Origin of the sequence: Streptomyces sp. NPDC056161 (assembly GCF_042268025.1) — a bacterium.
In the GTDB taxonomy this organism is placed as follows: Bacteria; Actinomycetota; Actinomycetes; order Streptomycetales; family Streptomycetaceae; genus Streptomyces.
On record NZ_JBHJUV010000026.1, the window covers coordinates 58,835 to 79,649 of the forward strand.

Annotated in this window: 15 protein-coding genes, 1 pseudogene and 1 riboswitch; of the genes and pseudogenes, 6 read left to right on the plus strand and 10 right to left on the minus strand. The window is 74.1% G+C overall.

Annotated features, from left to right (window positions below; genetic code table 11):
* The 8 genes from ACFC09_RS24125 to ACFC09_RS24160 all read right to left on the minus strand — a co-directional run bounded on the left by ACFC09_RS24125 (window position 1) and on the right by ACFC09_RS24160 (window position 12,458).
* Window positions 1-1,449: a cobyrinate a,c-diamide synthase gene (locus ACFC09_RS24125; protein WP_376531793.1), complete on the minus strand. Its 1,449-nt coding sequence runs from the start codon at window positions 1,447-1,449 to the stop codon at window positions 1-3.
* Complete coding sequence (gene cobO / locus ACFC09_RS24130; protein ID WP_376531795.1) at window positions 1,443-2,060, minus strand: cob(I)yrinic acid a,c-diamide adenosyltransferase; 618 nt, start codon at window positions 2,058-2,060, stop codon at window positions 1,443-1,445. The genes ACFC09_RS24125 and cobO overlap by 7 nt, the downstream gene beginning before the upstream one ends.
* Window positions 2,060-4,153 carry a putative cobaltochelatase gene (locus ACFC09_RS24135; protein ID WP_376531797.1) on the minus strand — a complete coding sequence of 698 codons (2,094 nt, stop codon included), beginning with the start codon at window positions 4,151-4,153 and terminating at the stop codon, window positions 2,060-2,062. Before ACFC09_RS24135 ends, cobO begins: the two co-directional genes overlap by 1 nt.
* Window positions 4,150-7,815 (minus strand): cobaltochelatase subunit CobN, encoded by a 3,666-nt coding sequence (gene cobN / locus ACFC09_RS24140; RefSeq protein ID WP_376531799.1) that lies wholly within the window; start codon window positions 7,813-7,815, stop codon window positions 4,150-4,152. The genes ACFC09_RS24135 and cobN overlap by 4 nt, the downstream gene beginning before the upstream one ends.
* Complete coding sequence (locus ACFC09_RS24145; RefSeq protein ID WP_376531801.1) at window positions 7,812-9,323, minus strand: cobyric acid synthase; 1,512 nt, start codon at window positions 9,321-9,323, stop codon at window positions 7,812-7,814. The genes cobN and ACFC09_RS24145 overlap by 4 nt, the downstream gene beginning before the upstream one ends.
* The gene (locus ACFC09_RS24150; protein ID WP_376531803.1) at window positions 9,320-10,261 is read right to left on the minus strand and encodes a cobalamin biosynthesis protein; all 942 of its coding nucleotides are present in this window, start codon (window positions 10,259-10,261) and stop codon (window positions 9,320-9,322) included. Before ACFC09_RS24150 ends, ACFC09_RS24145 begins: the two co-directional genes overlap by 4 nt.
* Before the next feature lie 97 nt (window positions 10,262-10,358).
* Window positions 10,359-10,503, minus strand: a riboswitch (cobalamin riboswitch).
* Between the two features lie 376 nt (window positions 10,504-10,879).
* Window positions 10,880-11,101 (minus strand): hypothetical protein, encoded by a 222-nt coding sequence (locus tag ACFC09_RS24155; protein ID WP_376531931.1) that lies wholly within the window; start codon window positions 11,099-11,101, stop codon window positions 10,880-10,882.
* A gap of 31 nt (window positions 11,102-11,132) precedes the next feature.
* Entirely contained in the window at window positions 11,133-12,458 is a 1,326-nt protein-coding gene (locus ACFC09_RS24160; protein WP_376531805.1) for an anion permease, read from the minus strand.
* Between the two features lie 152 nt (window positions 12,459-12,610).
* On the opposite strand from ACFC09_RS24160, the gene ACFC09_RS24165 reads away from it, so the two are divergent.
* From ACFC09_RS24165 to ACFC09_RS24175, 3 genes are all read left to right on the plus strand, one after another.
* Complete coding sequence (locus ACFC09_RS24165; protein WP_376531807.1) at window positions 12,611-13,297, plus strand: class II aldolase/adducin family protein; 687 nt, start codon at window positions 12,611-12,613, stop codon at window positions 13,295-13,297.
* 636 nt (window positions 13,298-13,933) lie between these two features.
* Window positions 13,934-15,061 (plus strand): alpha/beta hydrolase, encoded by a 1,128-nt coding sequence (locus tag ACFC09_RS24170; RefSeq protein WP_376531809.1) that lies wholly within the window; start codon window positions 13,934-13,936, stop codon window positions 15,059-15,061.
* 287 nt (window positions 15,062-15,348) lie between these two features.
* Window positions 15,349-16,644: a hypothetical protein gene (locus ACFC09_RS24175; protein WP_376531811.1), complete on the plus strand. Its 1,296-nt coding sequence runs from the start codon at window positions 15,349-15,351 to the stop codon at window positions 16,642-16,644.
* Window positions 16,645-16,660: 16 nt separating this feature from the next.
* On the opposite strand, the gene ACFC09_RS24180 is transcribed toward ACFC09_RS24175, so the two are convergent.
* Window positions 16,661-17,074: a VOC family protein gene (locus ACFC09_RS24180; RefSeq protein WP_376531813.1), complete on the minus strand. Its 414-nt coding sequence runs from the start codon at window positions 17,072-17,074 to the stop codon at window positions 16,661-16,663.
* A gap of 139 nt (window positions 17,075-17,213) precedes the next feature.
* A pseudogene (locus ACFC09_RS24185) lies at window positions 17,214-17,451 on the minus strand (neutral zinc metallopeptidase); the annotation flags it as partial.
* Window positions 17,452-17,646: 195 nt separating this feature from the next.
* On the opposite strand from ACFC09_RS24185, the gene ACFC09_RS24190 reads away from it, so the two are divergent.
* From ACFC09_RS24190 to ACFC09_RS24200, 3 genes are all read left to right on the plus strand, one after another.
* Complete coding sequence (locus tag ACFC09_RS24190) at window positions 17,647-18,555, plus strand: hypothetical protein (protein ID WP_376531815.1); 909 nt, start codon at window positions 17,647-17,649, stop codon at window positions 18,553-18,555.
* 91 nt (window positions 18,556-18,646) lie between these two features.
* Window positions 18,647-20,245: an ABC-F family ATP-binding cassette domain-containing protein gene (locus ACFC09_RS24195; RefSeq protein ID WP_376531817.1), complete on the plus strand. Its 1,599-nt coding sequence runs from the start codon at window positions 18,647-18,649 to the stop codon at window positions 20,243-20,245.
* Window positions 20,246-20,580: 335 nt separating this feature from the next.
* Window positions 20,581-20,802 (plus strand): helix-turn-helix domain-containing protein, encoded by a 222-nt coding sequence (locus ACFC09_RS24200; protein WP_004002281.1) that lies wholly within the window; start codon window positions 20,581-20,583, stop codon window positions 20,800-20,802.
* Window positions 20,803-20,815 lie beyond the last annotated feature (13 nt).

The window sequence follows — 20,815 nt, forward strand, 5'->3', positions numbered from 1 at the left end:
TTAGGAAGCCTTGCACCTCTCCACGAACCGACGGGCCACACCGGGCCGGGACGCCCAGTGCGTGTGCAGATAACTCGCGTGCACCCCGTGCTGCACGAAACCCTCGACGCGCCGCTCGGGGCCCCGCACGCCCCACGCCGGAGCCGTCCCCGCCCCCGGCTCGACGACGGTCCGGTGGAACTCGTGCCCCCGCATCCGCGTCCCCGCCCCGGCCAGCACGCTGTCGCCGACGGCGACGGCGTCCCGGTAGCCCAGGGTGAGCCGCTCGCTCATCCGCGCGCCGGCGTCGAGCACCCCGCACATCGGCAGCCCGTCCAGGTCCCGGCACAGGTACAGCAGCCCCGCACACTCGGCGGCGACCGGCGCACCGGATGCGGCGAGCGCGGCGACGGCCCCGCGCAACGGCTCGTTGGCGGACAGCTCCTCGGCGTACACCTCGGGGAACCCGCCGCCGACGACCAGCCCGCGGGTGCCCTCCGGCAGCCGCTCGTCCCGCAGCGGGTCGAACGGTACGACGTCGGCGCCGGCGGCGGTGAGGAGTTCGGTGTGCTCGGCGTAGGAGAAGGTGAAGGCGGCGCCGCCGGCCACGGCGATCCGCGGGCCGGCCGGCCCGTGCGGCACTCCGGGACGCGGCCGTGCGGGACGCGGCCGTCCGGGACCGGTCGGGAACACGGCTGCCGGGGCCGGTGGCGGCTCGGCGGCGGAGGCCGCCAGCGCCTCGGCGGGGTCCCAGGCCGCCGCGGGCAGCGGACCCGCACCCCGGGCCAGCCGCAGCAACCCCTCCAGATCGCACCCGCCGGCGACCATCGCCCCCATCGCGGCCACCGCCGCCACCGCGGCAACGTCCCGCTCGGCCACCGGCACCAGCCCCAGATGCCTGGACGGCGTCGACACGGCCGCCTCCCGCCGCAGCACCCCCAGCACCGGCACCCCGACCGACTCCAACGCCTCCCGCAGCAACGCCTCGTGCCGGTCGGACGCCACCTTGTTCAGGATCACCCCGCCGATCCGCACCGCCGGATCCCAGGTGGCGAACCCGTGCACCAGCGCGGCCACCGACCGCGACTGCGCGGACGCGTCCACGACCAGCACGACCGGCGCCCCGAGCAGTTTCGCCACCTGCGCGGTGGACGCCGACTCGCCCTCCCCGGCGGCCCCGTCGTACAGCCCCATGACCCCCTCGACGACCGCGACGTCGCAGCCGCGCGCCCCGTGCGCGAACAGCGGGCCGATCAGCTCCGGGCCGCACAGGTAGGCGTCGAGGTTGCGGCCCGTGCGCCCGGCGGCCAGCGTGTGGTAACCGGGGTCGATGTAGTCCGGCCCGACCTTGTGCGGGGAGACGGCGAGCCCCCGGCCGGCCAGCGCCGCCATCAGCCCGGTGGCCACCGTGGTCTTGCCGCTGCCGGACGCGGGCGCGGCGACCACCAACCGGGGTACGGACCTCACCACTCGATGCCCCGCTGGCCCTTCTGCCCCACGTCCATGGGGTGTTTGACCTTGGACATGTCGGTCACGAGGTCGGCGAACCCGACCAGCCCCTCGGGCGCGTTCCGACCGGTGATCACCACGTGCTGGGTGCCCGGCCGGTCCCGCAGCACCTCCACGACCTCGTCGGTGTCCACCCAGCCCCAGTGCAGCGGGTACGCGAACTCGTCCAGCACGTACAGCCGGTACGTCTCGGCCGCCAGGTCCCGCTTGACCTGCTCCCAGCCCTCCCGGGCCTTCTCCTCGTTGCTGAAGTTGCCGGTCCTGCCGTCCCGGAGGTCCCGTTGCACCCAGGACCAGCCCTCGCCCATCTTGTGCCAGACGACGGACCCGCCCTCGCCGGAGTCCCCGAGCACCCGCAGCGCCCGTTCCTCGCCCACCTTCCACTTGGCCGACTTGACGAACTGGAACACCCCGATCGGCCACCCCTGGTTCCAGGCGCGCAGCGCCAGCCCGAAAGCGGCCGTCGACTTGCCCTTGCCGACGCCCGTGTGCACGACGACCAGCGGACGGTTGCGCCGCTGCCGTGTCGTCAGCCCGTCGTCCGGTACGACCTCCGGTTTCCCCTGCGGCATCAGGCGGCCCTCCTCGACGTTTCGCGCACATCCCTGACCAGCCCGGCGATCGAGTCCGCCCGCAGTTCGTCGAGCGTGACGGCCGTACCGCCGAGACCGGCGGCGAGCCCCGCCGCCAGCCCCAGCCGCACCGGCCCCGACTCGCAGTCCACGACCACGCAGGCGACCTGCTCCGCCGCGAACAGCCGCGCGGCACGCTCCGCCAGCGCCACCGGCTCCGGGCCGCCCGTGGCCCGCCCGTCGGTCACCACCACGAGCAGCGCCCGCCGTGCCGGATCCCGCAGCCGTTCCACCCGCAGCACCTCGTGCGCCTTGAGCAGCCCGGCCGCGAGCGGCGTCCGGCCGCCCGTCGGCAGCGACCGAAGCCGCGCCGCCGCCGCGTCCACCGACGAGGTCGGCGGCAGCGCCAGGTCCGCCGCGGCACCCCGGAAGGTCACCAGACCCACCTTGTCCCGCCGCTGGTAGGCGTCCAGCAGCAGCGACAGCACCGCACCCTTCACGGCGCCCATCCGCTGCCGGGCCGCCATCGAACCGGAGGCGTCCACGACGAACAGCACGAGGTTCCCCTCGCGGCCCTCCCGCGTCGCCTGCCGCAGATCGTCCCCGCGCACCACGAGGCCCGGCCCGGACCGCCCGCGGGCCCGCTGGTGCGGCGCCGCGGCCCGCACGGTCGCCGTCAGGTGCAGCTTGGTGAGCGCCCCGTGGGGCCGCCTGGCCCCCGTCGTCCGCCCCTGCTCGGTGCGTGCCCGGGACCGCCGTCCGGCGGCGCCCTCGCCGAGGCCCGGCACGCTCAGCACCTTGGTACGGAAGGGCTCGCCGGCCCCCACGGCGGACTGCTCGCCGGCCCCGGAGGGCGCGGACTCCGCCGTGTCCGGCCGCTCGCCGGCCCCGGCGGGCGCGGGCCGCGCCGCACCCGGTTCCTCGGGCCCCGCCCCGGTGTCACCGTCCTGCGGCCCGGCGTCGGGCCGCCCGCCGCCCCCACCGGGACCGCCGTCCGGTCCGCCCCCACCGGGATCGTCGGGACCGGGATCGTCGGGGCCGGGATCGTCGGGACCGTCCCCGTCGGGACCGTCGTCGCCCTCGCCGGCGAACTGCCCCAGCGTCTCGTCCAGCTTGTCCTCGTCGAGCCCCGGCGCGTCGAACGGGTTGCGCCGGCGCCGGTGCGGCAGCGCGAGCAGCGCGGCCTGTCGCACGTCCTCGGCGAGCACGTCGGTGCGCCCGGCCCACGCGGCCAGCGCGGTCGCCGTGCGCGCCATCACGATGTCGGCGCGCATCCCGTCCACCTCGAACGCCGCGCAGGTCGCGGCGATCTGCCGCAACGCCCCGTCGCCCAGCCGCACCCGCGGCAGCAGCTCCCGGGCCGCGACGACGCGGCGGCGCACCGCGGCCTCCTCGTCGGCCCACCGCGCGGCGAAGGACGCCGGGTCGTCGTCGTACGCGAGCCGCCGCCGCACGACCTCCACCCGCTGTCCGGGCTCCCGCGAGGCGGTCACCTCGACGGTCAGCCCGAAACGGTCGAGCAACTGGGGCCGCAGTTCGCCTTCCTCGGGATTCATCGTCCCGACGAGCAGGAAGCGCGCCGCATGCCGGACGGAGACGCCCTCGCGCTCGACGTACGAGGCGCCCATCGCCGCCGCGTCCAGCAGCAGGTCGACCAGGTGGTCGTGGAGCAGGTTGACCTCGTCGACGTAGAGGATGCCGCGGTGCGCGTCGGCCAGCAGGCCGGGTTCGAACGCCTTCACGCCCTCCGTGAGCGCCCGCTCGATGTCGAGCGCGCCGACCAGCCGGTCCTCGGAGGCGCCGACGGGCAGCTCCACCATGCGGGCCGGGCGGGACCCGGACGCCCCCGGCGCGTGCGGCCCGTCCGGGCACGCGGGGTCGGGGGAGCCCGGGTCGCAGGAGAAGCGGCACCCGGAGACCACGTCGACCCGCGGCAGCAACGCCGACAGCGCCCGCACGGCCGTGGACTTGGCGGTGCCCTTCTCGCCGCGCACCAGCACACCGCCGACCGCCGGGGACACCGCGTTCAGCAGCAGCGCCAGCCGCAGATCGTCCTGGCCGACGACGGCCGTGAACGGAAAGGGGGTAGTCACTTCTCGTCGCCCTCCAAGTCGCCCTCCAAGTCGCCCTCCAGCTCCAGGTAGGTGGCCCGCAGCCGGTCCAGCGTCCGAGCGTCCGGCTCGGCCCACAGCCCGCGGTCCGCCGCCTCCAGCAGGCGTTCGGTGATGCCCCGCAGCGCCCACGGGTTGGACTTCTTCATGAAGTCCCGGTTCTCGGCGTCGAAGACGTACTCCGCGCTGAGCTTCTCGTACATCCAGTCGTCGACCACGCCCGCCGTGGCGTCGTACCCGAACAGGTAGTCCACGGTCGCCGCCATCTCGAAGGCGCCCTTGTAGCCGTGCCGCCGCATGGCCGCCATCCAGCGCGGGTTGACGACCCGGGCCCGGAAGACCCGGTGCGTCTCCTCGCCGAGGGTCCGGGTCCGCACCTGGTCCGGCACGGCCGAATCGCCCACGTACGCCTCGGGACCGGTGCCCGTCAGATGCCGCACCATCGCCACCATGCCGCCGTGGTACTGGAAGTAGTCGTCGGCGTCGACGAGGTCGTGTTCGCGGGTGTCCACGTTCTTCGCCGCCACCGCGATCCGCCGGAACGCCGTCTCCATGTCCCCGCGCGCCGCCCGCCCGTCAAGACCGCGCCCGTAGGCGTAACCGCCCCACACCGCGTACACCTCGGCCAGGTCCGCGTCGCTGCGCCAGTTGCGGGCGTCGATCAGCGGCAGCAGCCCGGCCCCGTACGCGCCCGGCTTGGAACCGAAGACACGGGCCGTCGCGCGCCGCCGGTCCCCGTGCTCGGCGGTGTCCTCGTCGGCGTGCGCCCGGACGTAGTTGGCCTCGGCGGGCTCGTCCAGCTCGGCCACCGCCCGTACCGCGTCGTCGATCAACCCGACGACGTGCGGGAACGCGTCCCGGAAGAAACCGGAGATCCGGACCGTGACGTCGATGCGCGGCCGGCCCAGCTCGGCCGGCGGGACCACCTCGAAGCCGGTCACCCGCCGCGACGCGTCGTCCCACACCGGGCGGCAGCCCAGCAGCGCCAGGATCTCCGCGATGTCGTCGCCCTGGGTGCGCATCGCGGACGTGCCCCAGACTGTCAGACCGACCGACTTCGGGTAGCCGCCGGTGTCAGCCAGATACCGCTGCACCAGCGAGTCGGCGAGCGCCTGCCCGACCTCCCAGCTCAGCCGGGACGGAATGGCCTTGGGGTCGACGGAGTAGAAGTTGCGGCCGGTCGGCAGGACGTTGACCAGACCCCGGGTCGGCGAGCCCGACGGGCCCGCCGGGACGTACCCGCCGTCCAGCGCGTGCAGGATGTGCCCGATCTCGTCGGTCGTCCGCTCCAGCCGCGGTACGACCTCGGCGCAGGCGAATTCGAGCACGGCGACCGCGTCCGCGAGGCCGGTGCCCAGCACCTCCCGGACCAGCGGCGCGCACGCGGCCGTGGCCCAGTCGCGGGCCTCCATGCCCTCGGCGAGCCGCCGGCACAGCTGCTCCAGCAGATCGACGGCGTCGGAAGCCGTCCGGGCCGGCCCCTCGACCAGGTCGGTCAGCTCGGCCGGCACCTTCAGCGGCGCGCCCGGCTCGGCCAGCAGCTCCTTCTCGCTGAGCCCGAAGTGAGCGGCGAGCGAGGCCCGCAGGCCGGGCAGCGCGTTCGCCCGGCCGCCCCACACCTGGGCGGCGCGCAGCACGGCGAGGACCAGGTTGACGCGCGGCCCGCCCACCGGGCCGCCGCCCAGCACGTGCAGGCCGTCACGGATCTGCACGTCCTTGATCTCGCACAGGTAGCCGTCGACGTGCAGGACGAACTCGTCGAAGTCGGCGTCCTCGGGCTGCTCGGCCACGTGCAGGTCGTGGTGCAGCTCGGCCGCCTTGACCAGCGTCCAGATCTGGGCCCGGACGGCGGGCGCCTTCGCCGGGTCCAGGTCGGACACCAGCGCGTACTCGTCGAGCAGTTGCTCCAGCTTGGCCAAGTCGCCGTAGGTGTCGGCGCGGGCCATCGGCGGCACCAGATGGTCGACGACGGTGGCGTGCCCGCGCCGCTTGGCCTGGGTGCCCTCGCCGGGGTCGTTGACGATGAACGGGTAGACCAGCGGCAGGTCGCCGAGGACGGCGTCCGGGGCGCAGCCGGCACTCAGGCCGAGGCCCTTGCCCGGCAGCCACTCCAGCGTGCCGTGCTTGCCCATGTGCACGATCGCGTCGGCGCCGAAGCTGTTCTCCAGCCAGCGGTAGGCCGCCAGGTAGTGGTGGGACGGCGGCATGTCGGGGTCGTGGTAGATCGCGATCGGGTTCTCGCCGAAGCCCCGCGGCGGCTGGATCAGCACGACGACGTTCCCGAACCGGAGCGCGGCCAGCACGATGTCGTCGCCGTCCACGTACAGACCGCCCGGCGGCTCGCCCCACGCCTCCAGCATGGCGCGGCGCAGCTCCGGGTCGAGGGTGTCGAACCACGCCCGGTAGTCGGCGAGCGGCACCCGCGCGGGCGCGGCGGCCAGTTGCTCCTCGGTGAGCCATTCGACGTCGTGGCCGCCGGCCTCGATCAGCCGATGGATCAGCTCGTCGCCGCCCGCGGGGTACTCGGTGAGCGAGTAGCCGGCCGCGCGCAGGGCGTCCAGCACCCGCACCGCCGACGCGGGCGTGTCCAGGCCGACCGCGTTGCCGACCCGGGAGTGCTTGGTCGGATAGGCGGTGAAGACGAGCGCGATCTTCTTGTCGGCGTGGGGCTTGTACCCCAGCCGCGCGTGCCGTACGGCGATGCCGGCGACGCGGTCGGCCCGCTCGGGGTCGGCGACGTACACCGGCACGTCGTCCGGGCCCTGCTCCTTGAAGGAGAACGGCACGGTGATCAGCCGCCCGTCGAACTCCGGGATGGCGACCTGCATCGCCGCGTCCATGGGGGACAGCGCCGCGTCGGACCCGTCCCAGGCGTCCCGCGACGAGGTGAGGCACAGCCCTTGCAGCACGGGCACGTCAAGACCGGCGAGCGCCCCGACGTCCCAGGCTTCCTCCTCGCCGCCCGCCGACGCCTGCGAGGCGTGCGTGCCGCCCGCGGCGAGGACGGTCGCCACCAGCGCGTCGGCCCGGCCGAGGATCTCGTACAGACCCGCGTCGGCGTCGCGCAGCGAACCGCAGTACACGGGCAGCGCGTTGGCGCCGCGCGCCTCGATCGCGTCGCACAGGGTGTCCACGAAGGCGGTGTTGCCGCTCAGTTCGTGCGCCCGGTAGAAGATCACGCCGACGGTCGGGCGGCCCTCGACGGCGGCCCGCTCGCCGTGCACGCCGTACTCCGGCATCGTCCGCGGCCCGTCGAAGCCCTCACCGGTCAGCAGCACGGTGTCGGACAGGAACCGGGCGAGCTGGGCGAGGTTGTCGGGCCCGCCCTCCACCAGGTAGCGCAGCGCCTCGGCGACCACACCGGACGGCACGGACGACTCGGCCATCAACTCGGCGTCGGGCACGCTCTCGCCGCCCAGCAGCACGGTCGGGACCCCCGACGCCCGCAGCGCGGCCAGCCCGTCCTCCCAGGCCCGTTTGCCGCCCAGCAGCCGTACGACGGCGAGGTCGGCCCGCCGCAGCAGCGCCGGCAGTTCCTCGGCGACATCGATCCGCGTCGGGTTGCCGATCAGATAGGACGCGCCGCAGGCACGTGCCGCCAGCAGATCGGTGTCGGCGGTCGACAACAACAACACTGTGCTCATGCGGGCGCTCCCGGTGGAATGAAGGGCAGTCCTGGCGGCGCGCCCGACTCGATGAGCCGCCACAGCGCGTCCGTGTCCGCGTGCTGTTCGATCAGGTCGCCGAGCCGGTCGAGCTGCTCCTCGCGCAGCGCGGCGAACGAGGTGTCGGGCGCCGGTACGAAGCGGCGCCCCGCGGCGGCGGCCACCTCGCGCAGGAACGCCCGCCGGAAGCCGTCCGACTCCAGCGAGCCGTGCCAGTGCGTGCCCCAGACCGCGCCGACCCGGCAGCCGTCCAGGAAGGGCTCGCCCCCGGTGACGTCGGCGACGCCGTGATGGATCTCGTAGCCCTCGACCCGCTCACCGAACGCCTCGCCGACGGGCCGGGCGAGGGTCTTCTCCCGGGCGAACCGCACCCGGACCGGCAGCACGCCCAGCCCGCTCACCTGCCCGGCCCGCGACTCGACCGCGTCCTCGATGTGCTCGCCGAGCAGTTGGAAGCCGCCGCAGACGCCGAGGACGGGCCGGCCTTCGCGGGCCCGGTCGCCAAGCGCCTCGGCGAGCCCGCGCTCCCGCAGCCAGGCCAGCGCCCGGACGGTGCCCCGGGTCCCGGGTACGACGACGAGATCGGCGTCGGCCAGCTCCTGCGGCCGGTCCACGAACCGTACGACGACGCCCGGTTCGGCGGCCAGCGCGTCCACGTCGGTGAAGTTGGACATGAGCGGCACCGCGCAGACCGCGACGCGCAGCACGTCCTCGCCGACCGGTGCGGCCGGCGCCGACTCCCGTACCGCGCCCCGCAGGGAGACGGCCACCCCGTCCTCCTCGTCGATGCCGAGGCCGGGCCGGAACGGCAGGACGCCGTAGGCGGGCCGCCCGGTCAGGCCGCGCAGCATGTCGAGCCCCGGCTCCAGCAGGCCGACGTCCCCGCGGAACTTGTTGACGAGGAATCCGGCGACCAGCTCCTGGTCCGCGCGGGACAGCAGCGCCACGGTCCCGAAGAACGACGCGAAGACACCCCCGCGGTCGATGTCGCCGACCACCAGCACGGGCAGCCGCGCCTTGCGGGCGAGGCCCATGTTCACGATGTCGGTCCGCCGCAGGTTGATCTCCGCCGGGCTGCCCGCGCCCTCGCAGATCACCACGTCGTACGTGTCCCGCAGCGTGGCGAGGCAGTCGAGCACGGTTCCCAGCAGCCGCTCCTGGCGTCCGCCGTGGTACCCGCGCGCGCTCATCTCGCCCACCGGCCTGCCCATGAGCACGACCTGACTGCTCTGCTCCCCGCCCGGTTTGAGCAGGACCGGGTTCATCAGCGCGGTCGGTTCGATCCGGCACGCCTGGGCCTGCATCGCCTGGGCCCGCCCGATCTCGGCGCCCTCGCGGGTGACGAACGAGTTCAGGGACATGTTCTGCGCCTTGAACGGCGCGACCGCGACGCCCTGCCGCACCAGCCACCGGCAGATCCCCGCCGTGACCACGCTCTTGCCCGCGTCGGAGGTGGTACCGGCGACGAGCAGCCCACCACCGCTCATGACGTGCGCCCCCGCACGGCCAGCCGCGCTGCGGTCGTGACGCCGAGCGCGAGCAGCCCGACCCGGCGGGACAGCCGTACCGCACGGTCGATGTCCGCGGCGGCGACCTCCCGCCCGCCGCCGTTGAGCACGGGCCGGTGCTCGACCCGTCCCCCGTACGACAGCGTCCCGCCCAGCCGCACGTCCAGCGCCCCGGCGAAGGAAGCCTCCACGGGGCCGGCGTTGGGGCTCGGATGCCGGTGGGCGTCGGCCCGCCAGGCCCGCACCGCACCCCGTGCGTCCGGGCCCGAGACGGCGGCGAGCACCGCGGTGAGCCGTGCCCCCGGCCAGCCGGCGACGTCGTCGAGCCGCGCGGCGGCCCACCCGAACCGCCGGTGCCGCGGCGACCGGTGCCCGACCATCGCGTCGAGGGTGTTCACCGCACGGAAGGCGACGAACCCGGGCACCCCGCCCAATGCCCCCCACACCAGCGCCCCGACGACCGCGTCGGACGTGTTCTCGGCCACCGACTCCACGACGGCCCGCGCGATCCCCTGGGCGTCGAGGGCCTGCGGATCCCGTCCGCACAGATGCGGCAGCCGGGCCCGCGCCGCGGTGACGTCCCCCGCGTCGAGGGCCCGCCGGACGGCCTGGGCCTCCCGGGCGAGCGAAGTCCCGCCCACCACCGCCCAGGTGACGGCCCCGGTCAGCGCCACGGAACCGGCGGGGGAGGCACGCACGGCCCGCCGGGCCAGCGCTCCGAGGCCCGCGGCACCGCCGACGCACACGGCGGTGTACAGGGCTCCCCACCCCCGGTGGTCCCGCCACAGCACCCGCTCCGCCGCGCCGGCGGCACGCCCGAACCCGGCGACCGGATGTCCGTGGCGCGGATCGCCCACGAGCAGATCGCCGAGGAGGCCGAGAGCGGCGCCGTACGCGAAGACGCGATCGGCACGCACCGGTTCAGCCGGCCGTCGGGTCGGGAAGCGACCTGGTGCTGTATCTCAATCCGCAGCCGAGCATGGCGATATGTCCTCACTCAGGGTGTCCACGCCCTGGTTCGACGAGACCGGCGGCGAGAGTTCCTGGCTCCCGGGGAAGTCCTTCCCCGGTGACAGTGGCGGGACCGCGCCGGATTCGCACCGGCTTCCTCTCCTGCCGCCGTACATGGCTCCGGAAGTCCACCACGCCCCCCGAAGAACCGTCAACCAGCCGCTGACCTGCAAGGGAAGAGTGTGCCCAGCCTCATACCGAGACGACTCCCCCGGATGGGCACGCGGGGAACCACGCAAAACCCACGACGCACGCGCGGCGGACTGATGACGCGATCCCCGATAGGGGCGCGGGGAACTGCGCAAAACCGACGACGCACGCGCGGCCGAGCAACGACGCGATCCCCGGTAGGGGCGCGGGGAACTGCGCAAAAACGACCACGCACGCGCGGCTGAGCAACGACGCGATCCCCGGTAGGGGCGCGGGGAACTGCGCAAAAACGACCACGCACGCGCGGCCGAGCAACGACGCGAACCCCGGTAGGGGCGCGGGGAACTGCGCAAAACCCCCACGCCCCGAACCACTCACCCCGCGATCAAAAAGATCCCATACCCCACAGCCGCGGCGCACGCCACAAAGCAGGCGTACGCCCCAGCCAACGCCACCCCCGCGGAACCTCCCCGCGCAACGGCCCGTTCACGGCGCGACAATCCGGCCACCCCGAGGGTGAACAGCCCCACGAGCGCCACGGTGACCCCGAGGCTGACGCCGAAGACGGAACCGAGAGCCGCCCAGTCGATGTGCATGGTGTCCATGGTGATGCTTCTTCCTCGCGTCTCAGACGGCGGCACTCGGCGGCGGCCCGGCCGGATCGGCGGCGACGGGCGCGGCCGAGGCGACCGCAGCGGCCGGCCCGCCCGCCCCCGAGGGCGAACCGGCGGAACCGCCGGAACCCGCGGAACCGGCGCCGATGGTGGCGGACACCACACCGACCGACTCGACCACAGCGGCGGGCCCAACCGGAACGGCCGGCCCAACCGGAACGGCCGACTCCCGGGTGCCGTTCACCTCATTGACGTTGCTGTGGTCCACGACCTCACGCCGCGAGACCCGCCAGATCCCCACGGCGGAGCCGACCAGGCAGACGGCCACACCCGCGGTGCCCCAGTCACCCAGTTCCGTGACGACTTCCGCGAGCGCACCGACGAGCGCGGCGGCCGGCAGCGTCAGCGCCCAGGCGACGCACATCCGGCCGGCCGTCGACCAGCGCACCACCCCGCCCTTGCGGCCCAGCCCCGCGCCCATCACGGAACCGGAGACGACATGCGTGGTGGAGAGCGAGAAGCCGAGGTGCGAGGAGGCCAGGATGGCGGTCGCCGCGCTGGTCTGGGCGGCGAAGCCCTGCCGCGGCCGGAGGTCGGTCAGTCCCTTGCCCATCGTGCGGATGATGCGCCAGCCGCCGAGGTAGGTGCCGAGCGCGATGGCGAGACCCGCGGAGAGGACGACCCAGGTGGGCGGGTTCGAGCCGGGGGCGATCGCACCGCCGGCGATCAGCGCCAGGGTGATGACGCCCATGGTCTTCTGGGCGTCGTTGGTGCCGTGGGCCAGGGAGACCAGACCCGCGGAGGCGATCTGGCCGGCCCGGTAGCCCTTCTCGGCGGCCTTGCCCTCCGCGGCGCCGTCGAGCGAGTACGACAGCCGGGTGGCTAGCAGCGCCGCCACCCCGGCGACGAGGGGCGCGGCGAGTGCCGGGACGAGGACCTTGGTGACGAGCACGTCGCCGTGGACGGCGCCCGTGCCGGCGGACGCGACGGCGGCGCCGATCAGACCGCCCATCAGCGCGTGCGAGGAGCTTGAGGGCAGACCCACCAGCCAGGTCAGCAGGTTCCAGAGGATCGCGCCCACCAGGGCGGCGAAGATGACCTCGGGGCGGATGCCGCTCTCGTCGACGAGACCCTTGGAGATCGTGTTGGCGACCTCGACGGAGAGGAAGGCGCCGACCAGGTTGAGGGTGGCGGACATGGCCACCGCCACTCTGGGTTTGAGTGCGCCGGTCGAGATGGTCGTGGCCATCGCGTTGGCGGTGTCGTGGAAACCGTTCGTGAAATCGAACGCGAGCGCGGTGATCACCACGATCGCGAGGATCAGCGAGAAGCCTTCCATTTACCCAGGCATTCGTTCGAAGTCATTGGCTGGTTGAAGGTAGGAAACCTGGATGAACGAAAGGTGAACTGAGGTGGTACTGGGAGTGTCGCATGGGAGGGGGGTTGCGGCGATCCGTTGAAGGGATCCTGCGCACCCGGCAGGATCGCGACATGGCTGAACGGTGTCGGGAGCACGGACCACATGGAGGCGCGGGCGCCGAGGCGGCCCGCGCCTGGACGGCGCTGGTCGCCGCGGCCCGCCGCACCGTGTCCGACGGACTGGTCGTCGGCACCTCCGGGAACGTCTCGGTACGCGTCGGCGACCTCGTACTCGTCACTCCGTCGGGCGTGCCGTACGACCGGCTCACCCCGGACGACGTGACCGGCGTGGACCTGGACGGCCGACAGGTGCTCGGCACGCTGGCGCCCACCAGCGAACTCCCCATGCACCTCGCCGTCTACCGCGCCACCGACGCGCGGGCCGTCGTCCACACCCACGCCCTGTACGCCACGGCCGTCTCGACGCTCGTCGGCGAACTGCCCGCGATCCACTACATGTCGGCCGCGCTGGGCGGCCCGGTCCGGGTCGCCCCGTACGCCACCTACGGCACCGAAGAACTGGCCGGGAACATGCTCCGCGCCCTCGACGGCCGCTCGGGCTGCCTCCTGCGCAACCACGGCGCGATCACCCACGGCACCACCCTCGACCAGGCGTACGACCGCACCGCCCAACTGGAGTGGATGTGCCGCCTGTGGCTGACCGCGTCCTCGGTGCCCGGCCATACCCCCACCCTCCTCACCCCGGCCCAACTGGCCCAGGCGGCGGACCGCCTGCGCGGCTACGGCCAGCGCCCCTGACCGGCCGGCCGGCTGCCCCGCCCGCCGCACCGTCCGGGCCGCCCCCGGCCACCACCTCACCCTGTCGGCCCATCCCTCGTCCCCTTCCACGCCCCCTTCGCTTCCGCCCGCCCCGGACCTCTCCCTGCCGGCCCACGCGCGGGCCCGCCTGCCTCTCCCCGCAGGCCCCCACCGGGCCTCGGTTCTGCCTGCCCCCGAGCCACGCCGTATCCGCTCCCACTGCCCCCGGGCCTCGCCCCACCCGACTCCGCCTGCCCCCGAGCCACGCCGTATCTGCTCCCACTGCCCCCGGGCCTCGCCCCACCCGACTCCGCTTGCCCCCGAGCCACGCCGTATCTGCTCCCACTGCCCCCGGGCCTCGCCCCACCCGACTCCGCTTGCCCCCGAGCCACGCCGTATCCGCTCCCACTGCCCCCGGGCCTCGCCCCACCCGACTCCGCCTGCCCTCGACTCCGCCTGCCCGCGATTCCTCCTGCCCCCGGCCCTGGGCCCCGCCCGGTCCGCTCCCACCCGGCTTCCCGAGCCCACCCCGCACCACACCGCACCGCACCACACCGCACCCGCACCCCACCCCATCCGGCCCCGCCCCGTCCGCTCCCGCTGGCCGAGCGCATGGTCCGCCGGGACACTGGAACCGTGCGCACTGTCACAGCGACGGCCGCCGCCGTCACCGCCGCCCTGGCCGCGGGTGCGGCCGGCGTGGCCGCCGGGCGGATGGCCAGCGACGCCGCGCTCAAGGCGCCCTCCGGCCGGCCGCTGCCCACCGAACCCCGGCTCACCGTGCACGACGTCGCCGAGGGCCGGATCACCCTCACCCGCGACCTGGCCTCCCTGCGCCCCGGCAGCTACGGCCTCTCCGGCGACGGCTCGCACGCCGTCGTCGGACCCGTCCTGACCTCCGCCCGCCACACCGCCGACACCGTCGTACGCCGTCTCGAAGGCGTCACGCACGGCACCGTACGGCCCGGCGACAGGGTCTGGCTCACTCCGAACGTGTTCGTCGGCAACCCGGCCTCCGCCCTCGACCTCGCCCACACGGACGTCGACGTGCCCGGCGAACTCGGCCCGCTGCCCGCCTGGTTCGTACCCGGCCACCGGGACACCTGGACCATCGCCGTGCACGGTCTGGGCACCACCCGCGAACAGGCCCTGAACGTCGTGGGCTTCCTGCACCGCAGACGCCTGCCGGTGCTGGCCCTCGCCTACCGCGGCGACCTCGGCGCGCCCCGCCGGCCCGACGGCCTGAACCACTTCGGCGAGAGCGAGTGGCGCGACCTGGACGCGGCGCTCCGCTACGCCGTCCGGTACGGCGCCCGCCGCGTCGTCCTGCTCGGCTGGTCCACCGGCGCCACCATGGCCCTGCGCGTCGCCGCCCGTTCCGCCCTGCGGGACCGGGTCGCCGGGCTGGTCCTGGATTCGCCGGTACTCGACTGGCGGGCCACGGTGCGCGCCCTGGCAACGGCCCGGCACACTCCGGGCGCCGTGCTGCCGCTCGCCGTGCGCGCCGCACAGGGCCGCACCGGGCTGCACCCCGACGGCCTCGCCGGCACGGCCGACCCCGCCCGGCTCGACGTGCCGACTCTGCTCATCCACGGTCCGGGCGACACCGTGGCCCCGTGGACGTACTCCCGGTGGCTGGCCGCCCGCCGCCCGGACCGGGTCGCCCTGCACACCGTGCCGGACGCCCCGCACGCGGCCATGTGGAACGCCGACCCGCAGGAGTACGAGGAGCAACTGCGCCGGTTCCTGACCCCCCTCATGTGATTCGTTCCGTTTCAGGCTGTACCACTGGCTTGATCCTGGCCCACCCGCCCCCGCCGGTACCCGTGCGTTGGCCACTGTCATCGCCCGCCGTGACATTCCGTTTGGGTTTTCGGACCGTCAACCGGAAGACTGCACCCGTGACGTCCCGTATCCCGCGCGACTCCAGGCTTCGACTCGTCCGACCGCGACCCCTGGCCGCCGCCCCCAGAGCTGTGAACCAGCGGCGCCCGAGCCGCCCCGCACCCCGGCCGCCGGAGGGCACCCCCGCCCCCTCGGAGCTGGCCAGAATGGCACGCTTCCGCCTGGCGGGCGCGGCCCGCGTCGCCCACTGGGCCGACGCCGCCCTCGGCCCCGGCCGCGCCGACGCGGCCGAGGACGGCATGGCCACCCTCCCCGACGCGACCGCCGCACGCGCGGCTGACGATCTGCACCTGACGGCGGACCAGGTCCGCGCCGACTGGGACACCGCCCGCCTCGCCGGCCTCGTCGAGGTGCACGGCGCCAGCGCCCGTCCCGGCTGGCGGCTGCGCGCCTGGGACCGCGACGACAGCGCCGTGCTGCGCGGCTGGGTCGCCCTCTTCGACGCCTGGTCGCTGACCCGTCCGGAACCGGCCGAGCACCGGCACGCGACCGTCGCGGACGTGGTCTCGGCCATGCCCCAGGTGCTCTCCTTCCTCCAGCTGTCCGCCGGCCCGGTCCCGGTCGAGCAGCTTCTCGACCTGCTCCAGCAGCGGGTCACCGAGCTGCGCACCGAACGCTGCGAAGTCCCGTACGCGGCCGATCCGGTGGCTCTCGCCACCTCCGGTGCCGTGCTCCCGACGGCCGACGCGCCCACCGCCGTGGCGCCCGCGCCCGCCGAGGACACCGTCCTCGCCCCGCTCCTCGACTGGGCCCTGAACGCCCTGGCCTCCGTCGGCGCCCTCACCTACGGCGACGGCCAGGCGACTCTCACCCCGCTCGGCAGCTGGGCGGTGTGGGTCAAGCTGGAGCAGATCTGCGTGGCCGCGCAGAGCCCGGCCGGGAACATCGAGCAGGCGGCCGAGGACATGCTCCGCGGCTGCGCCCAGCTCCGCCCCAACGCCGCCCGCGCCGAGTACCGGGCCTGGCTCGCCGCCCGCCCCGTCGGCAGTGCCGTCACCGAGCTGATCGTGGCCGCCCGCGGCGACGACGCCCTGCTGCGCGGCCTCGCCTTCGAGGCGCTGCGAGTGGTCGGCGCCCCCGCCGAGCCCGACGTGCGCGGCGTCGTCGAGGAGTCGGCGCTGCGGCCCTACGCCCTGCTGTGGCTCGCCGAGCACGACGGCACCGACCCGGAGGACGCCCACGAGGTCCTCACCCGGGAGGAGGCCACCTGGCTGTGGGTCGACACCGCCGCCGCCGTCGCCGACCACGGCGAGGCGCCGATGCTCGTACGCCACCTGGAGTCCGCGGTGCAGCCCACCGTCCCGCAACTGCTGGACGAGGTGCGCGCGGTGGGGCATCCGCGCACCGTGCAGGTCCTGGTCGCGCTCGCCGCCGCGCACCCCGACCCGGCCCTGGCCAAGGCGGTGCGCCGGGCCGCCTTCCAGGTGCACACCGGCGGTTAGGCCCCGCGGGAGCGGGTCAGATCCCTATCTCGGGGGCGTATGTCCCAAAGCTCCAGATGTTGCCCTCGGCGTCCCGGGCCGTGTAGTCCCGCGAGCCGTACTCCTGGTCCGTCGGGGGCACCAGGATCTCCGCGCCGTGGTCCACGGCGCGCTGGTGGTGCCCGTCGACGTCGTCCACCACGATGTACACCCCGGCCGGGCCCGCGTCCCGCATCAAGGTGTCGAAGACACCGCCGCGGCCCTTGGAGCCCAGCATCACCGCGCCGTTGCCCTGCACCAGCTCGGCGTGGGTCACCGAGCCGTCCTCGCCCTCGTACACCGACAGTTCGGTGAATCCGAAGGCTTCCGTGAGCTGTTTGATCGCCGCCTTCGCGTCCGCGTACAGCAGCGTCGGATAGATGCTCGGACGCCCTCCGCCCGTGCCTGTCATACCGATCACTCCCCTGTGAACATGCCGCACCGAAACAGGTCGGCCACCGGTCGACGGGCCCGGCATTCCCCGGAGATCCGACCTGCCGCCCAGTCTTGCACCCGGCACTGACATCGCCCGGCGACAACCGGCCCCGGCTTCACCGGAACGTGTCGCACCGCCCCAATTTCCCCGGTCCGGTGTCCCTCGTGGAACCACGACTGCCGCTGCTGCGCCGACCCGTGCGTCCACGTCTCCGGCGTCACCCGCCCCTGGTACCGCCCCTGGATCCGGTCGACGCCCACGGCCGCCGCCGCGTCGGGCCCGTCGCGGATGCCGGCGCTCGTCAGGCCCGTGATCAGCGGCCGTCCGGTCGAGGGGTCCTGCGTGTCCTTCGCCCGGCACGGCGCGCCGGGCGAAGGGCCGAACGGGGGACGCCCGCCGCCCGCCCGCCGTGTCGCACCACCGCCTCCCGATGCCGCGCCGGTCCCTGATTACGCTCTGCGCCTGTTCAGTGGGCCGCGGGCGCCGAGGACGCGGGTACCGGAGCCGCGGATGCCGGAGCCGCGGATACCGGAGGGGGGCGGGAATCGGTGGTCGTCCTACCGCGGCGCGGGCCACTGCGGGCGAACCCCGGCGCCCGGCGACCCGCCGCCACGGGAGGCCGCCCGCGCCGCTGGCCGGGCCGGGCGCCCGTCGTCGCCCTCGTGGCCCCCGCCCTCGCGGCCCTGCTCCTCGCGGCCCACCACCTGCGCCCCGCCGCCCCCTACGGGGACCACCTCACCGCGTACGGCCGCCACGCGCACGGCAGCGCCACGGAGGTCCGGGCCCGCGGCGCTGCCGTGGAGGCGTACGACCCGACGAGCGGCGAGCGGCGCTGGCGCTACGCGCGCGACGGCCGCCGTCCGCTCGGCGTGCTCCCCGCGCGCGGGCACACGATCGCCGTCTGGGACGACGGACTCGTCACCGACACCGACGGCCGCTCCGTGCGCTGGCACCGCGCCCTGCCCGCGGCGACCGGCTGGCTCACCGCACACGGCGCGGCTGGCGTCCTGCGCCCGCTGTCCCACGGCATGCTCGCCGTGGTCACCCCGGACCGCATCACCGCGTACCGCACCGCCGACGGGGACCTGCGCTGGATCCTGCCCGCGCGCGAGGGCTGCGCGTTCCGGCCCGACCGGGCCGCGCAGTACGGTGCGAACCTGCTCGTCGCCCAGCCCTGCGCGCGGGGCGCCTGGACCGACCAACTGGTCGCCGTCGACGACCTGGGTCCCGTCGCACCGCACCGCGCCCCCCTCGGCAACAAGGTGCCGGGCATCGACCGGGAACCCCCGCACCCCGGCCACTCGGACTCCGGACGTCCGCACCCCGGCGCCTCGGACCTGGACCGTCCGGCCCCGGAACGCCCTGCCCTGGAACGCCCTGCCCCGCAAGCCCCTGACCGGGAACAACCGGACCCAGGCCGCCCGGACCCCGATAAAACGCTTGCACCGCACCGTTAGACTGCTCCCCATGGCCATTCTCCTCGCGCATTAGACGGCGGGAACGTCCTCAGCCGCCCATCCCGCCAACGACTCGCCCTGGAGTCTGTCCGTGATCTCCGCCTCAGGCATCGAGCTGCGCGCCGGTGCCCGCATCCTCATCGAGAACGCCACTTTCCGCGTCGCCAAGGGCGACCGCATCGGCCTCGTCGGCCGCAACGGCGCCGGGAAGACCACCCTCACCAAGGTCCTGGCCGGCGACGGCATCCCCGCCGCCGGGACCGTGACCCGCTCCGGCGAGGTCGGCTACCTGCCGCAGGACCCGCGCACCGGCGACCTCGACGTCCTCGCCCGCGACCGCGTCCTGTCCGCCCGCGGCCTCGACGTGCTGTTGCGCAAGATGCGCGAGAACGAGCAGCGCATCGCCACCGGCACGGGCTCCACCCGCGACAAGGCGATGAAGCAGTACGAGCGCCAGGAGACCGAGTTCCTCACCAAGGGCGGGTACGCGGCCGAGGCCGAGGCCGCCACCATCGCCGCCGCGCTCAACCTTCCCGACCGGGTGCTCGGCCAGCCGCTGCACACCCTCTCCGGTGGTCAGCGCCGCCGTATCGAGCTGGCCCGGATCCTGTTCTCCGACGCGGACACCCTGCTGCTCGACGAGCCGACGAACCACCTGGACGCCGACTCGATCGTCTGGCTGCGCGACTATCTGAAGACGTACCGCGGCGGCTTCATCGTCATCTCGCACGACGTCGACCTGGTCGAGACGGTCGTGAACAAGGTGTTCTACCTGGACGCCAATCGTTCGGCGATCGACATCTACAACATGGGCTGGAAGCTCTACCAGCAGCAGCGCGAGGCCGACGAGAAGCGCCGCAGGCGCGAGCGGCAGAACGCCGAGAAGAAGGCCGCCGCGCTCAACGCCCAGGCCGACAAGATGCGCGCCAAGGCCACCAAGACGGTCGCCGCGCAGAACATGGCCCGTCGCGCCGAGAAGCTGCTGTCGGGCCTCGAAGCGGTCCGCCAGTCCGACAAGGTCGCCAAGCTCCGCTTCCCGGAGCCCTCGCCCTGCGGCAGGACCCCGCTGATGGCCGAGGCCCTGTCGAAGTCGTACGGCTCGCTGGAGATCTTCACCGACGTCGACCTGGCCATCGACAAGGGCTCCCGGGTCGTCATCCTGGGCCTCAACGGCGCCGGCAAGACCACCCTGCTGCGCCTGCTCGCGGGCGTCGAGCAGCCGGACACCGGCATGGTCGTCCCGGGCCACGGCCTCAAGCTCGGCTACTACGCCCAGGAGCACGAGACCCTGGACGCCGACCGCACGGTCCTGGAGAACATGCGGTCGGCCGCACCCGACATGGACCTCGTCGAGGTCCGCAAGGTGCTGGGCTCCTTCCTGTTCTCCGGCGACGACGTCGACAAGCCGGCCGGCGTCCTCTCCGGCGGCGAGAAGACCCGGCTCGCGCTGGCCACCCTGGTGGTCTCGTCGGCGAACGTCCTGCTGCTCGACGAGCCGACCAACAACCTCGACCCGGCCAGCCGCGAGGAGATCCTCGGCGCGCTGCGCACCTACACGGGCGCGGTCGTCCTGGTCACCCACGACGAGGGCGCCGTGGAGGCGCTCCAGCCGGAGCGGATCATCCTGCTGCCGGACGGCGTGGAGGACCTGTGGGGCGCGGATTACGCGGATCTTGTCACCCTGGCTTGATCAAAAGAATGATCCACTGCGCATGGATCATTCGGCCTATCGGTGATCCATCATCTGTGTGAGATCTCCTGGTATCGGGGTGTGTCATACATGCATTTCACGGCCGATCCCTTTGTCGACAAGGGGTCGGCCGTCGTGCGTCTCTGACCTGGCATTTCACGAATGAACCCGTTCGGCGGAATGGAATACACCGTGCGGAATCACAGATTCCGCATGTGGGGATGTGCTCCTGTCGTCACAACCGTGTCCCACGGACCTTGCCGAATGGGTGGCCATCGGGCCCGGGAGGGGTGATCATGAGGGGACCAGAGCGCACTTCCCATGAGGAGGCACGGGTGGCCGAGACTCTGAAGAAGGGCAGCCGGGTGACCGGCGCCGCGCGCGACAAGCTCGCGGCAGACCTGAAGAAGAAGTACGACTCCGGTGCGAGCATCCGGGCGCTGGCCGAGGAGACCGGCCGCTCGTATGGCTTCGTACACCGGATGCTCAGCGAGTCGGGCGTCACGCTCCGTGGGCGTGGCGGTGCGACCCGGGGCAAGAAGGCCGCATCGTCCTGATTCGGGCGGCCCA

Bases quoted from the DNA above. Each gene is read 5' to 3' on its own strand.
- ACFC09_RS24165 (WP_376531807.1), top strand. From the start codon at position 12,611: ATGGCTGAACGGTGTCGGGAGCACGGACCACATGGAGGCGCGGGCGCC.
- ACFC09_RS24180 (WP_376531813.1), bottom strand. From the start codon at position 17,074: ATGACAGGCACGGGCGGAGGGCGTCCGAGCATCTATCCGACGCTGCTG.
- cobN (WP_376531799.1), bottom strand. From the start codon at position 7,815: ATGAGCACAGTGTTGTTGTTGTCGACCGCCGACACCGATCTGCTGGCG.
- ACFC09_RS24175 (WP_376531811.1), top strand. From the start codon at position 15,349: ATGGCACGCTTCCGCCTGGCGGGCGCGGCCCGCGTCGCCCACTGGGCC.
- ACFC09_RS24160 (WP_376531805.1), bottom strand. From the start codon at position 12,458: ATGGAAGGCTTCTCGCTGATCCTCGCGATCGTGGTGATCACCGCGCTC.
- ACFC09_RS24155 (WP_376531931.1), bottom strand. From the start codon at position 11,101: ATGCACATCGACTGGGCGGCTCTCGGTTCCGTCTTCGGCGTCAGCCTC.
- ACFC09_RS24145 (WP_376531801.1), bottom strand. From the start codon at position 9,323: ATGAGCGGTGGTGGGCTGCTCGTCGCCGGTACCACCTCCGACGCGGGC.
- cobO (WP_376531795.1), bottom strand. From the start codon at position 2,060: ATGCCGCAGGGGAAACCGGAGGTCGTACCGGACGACGGGCTGACGACA.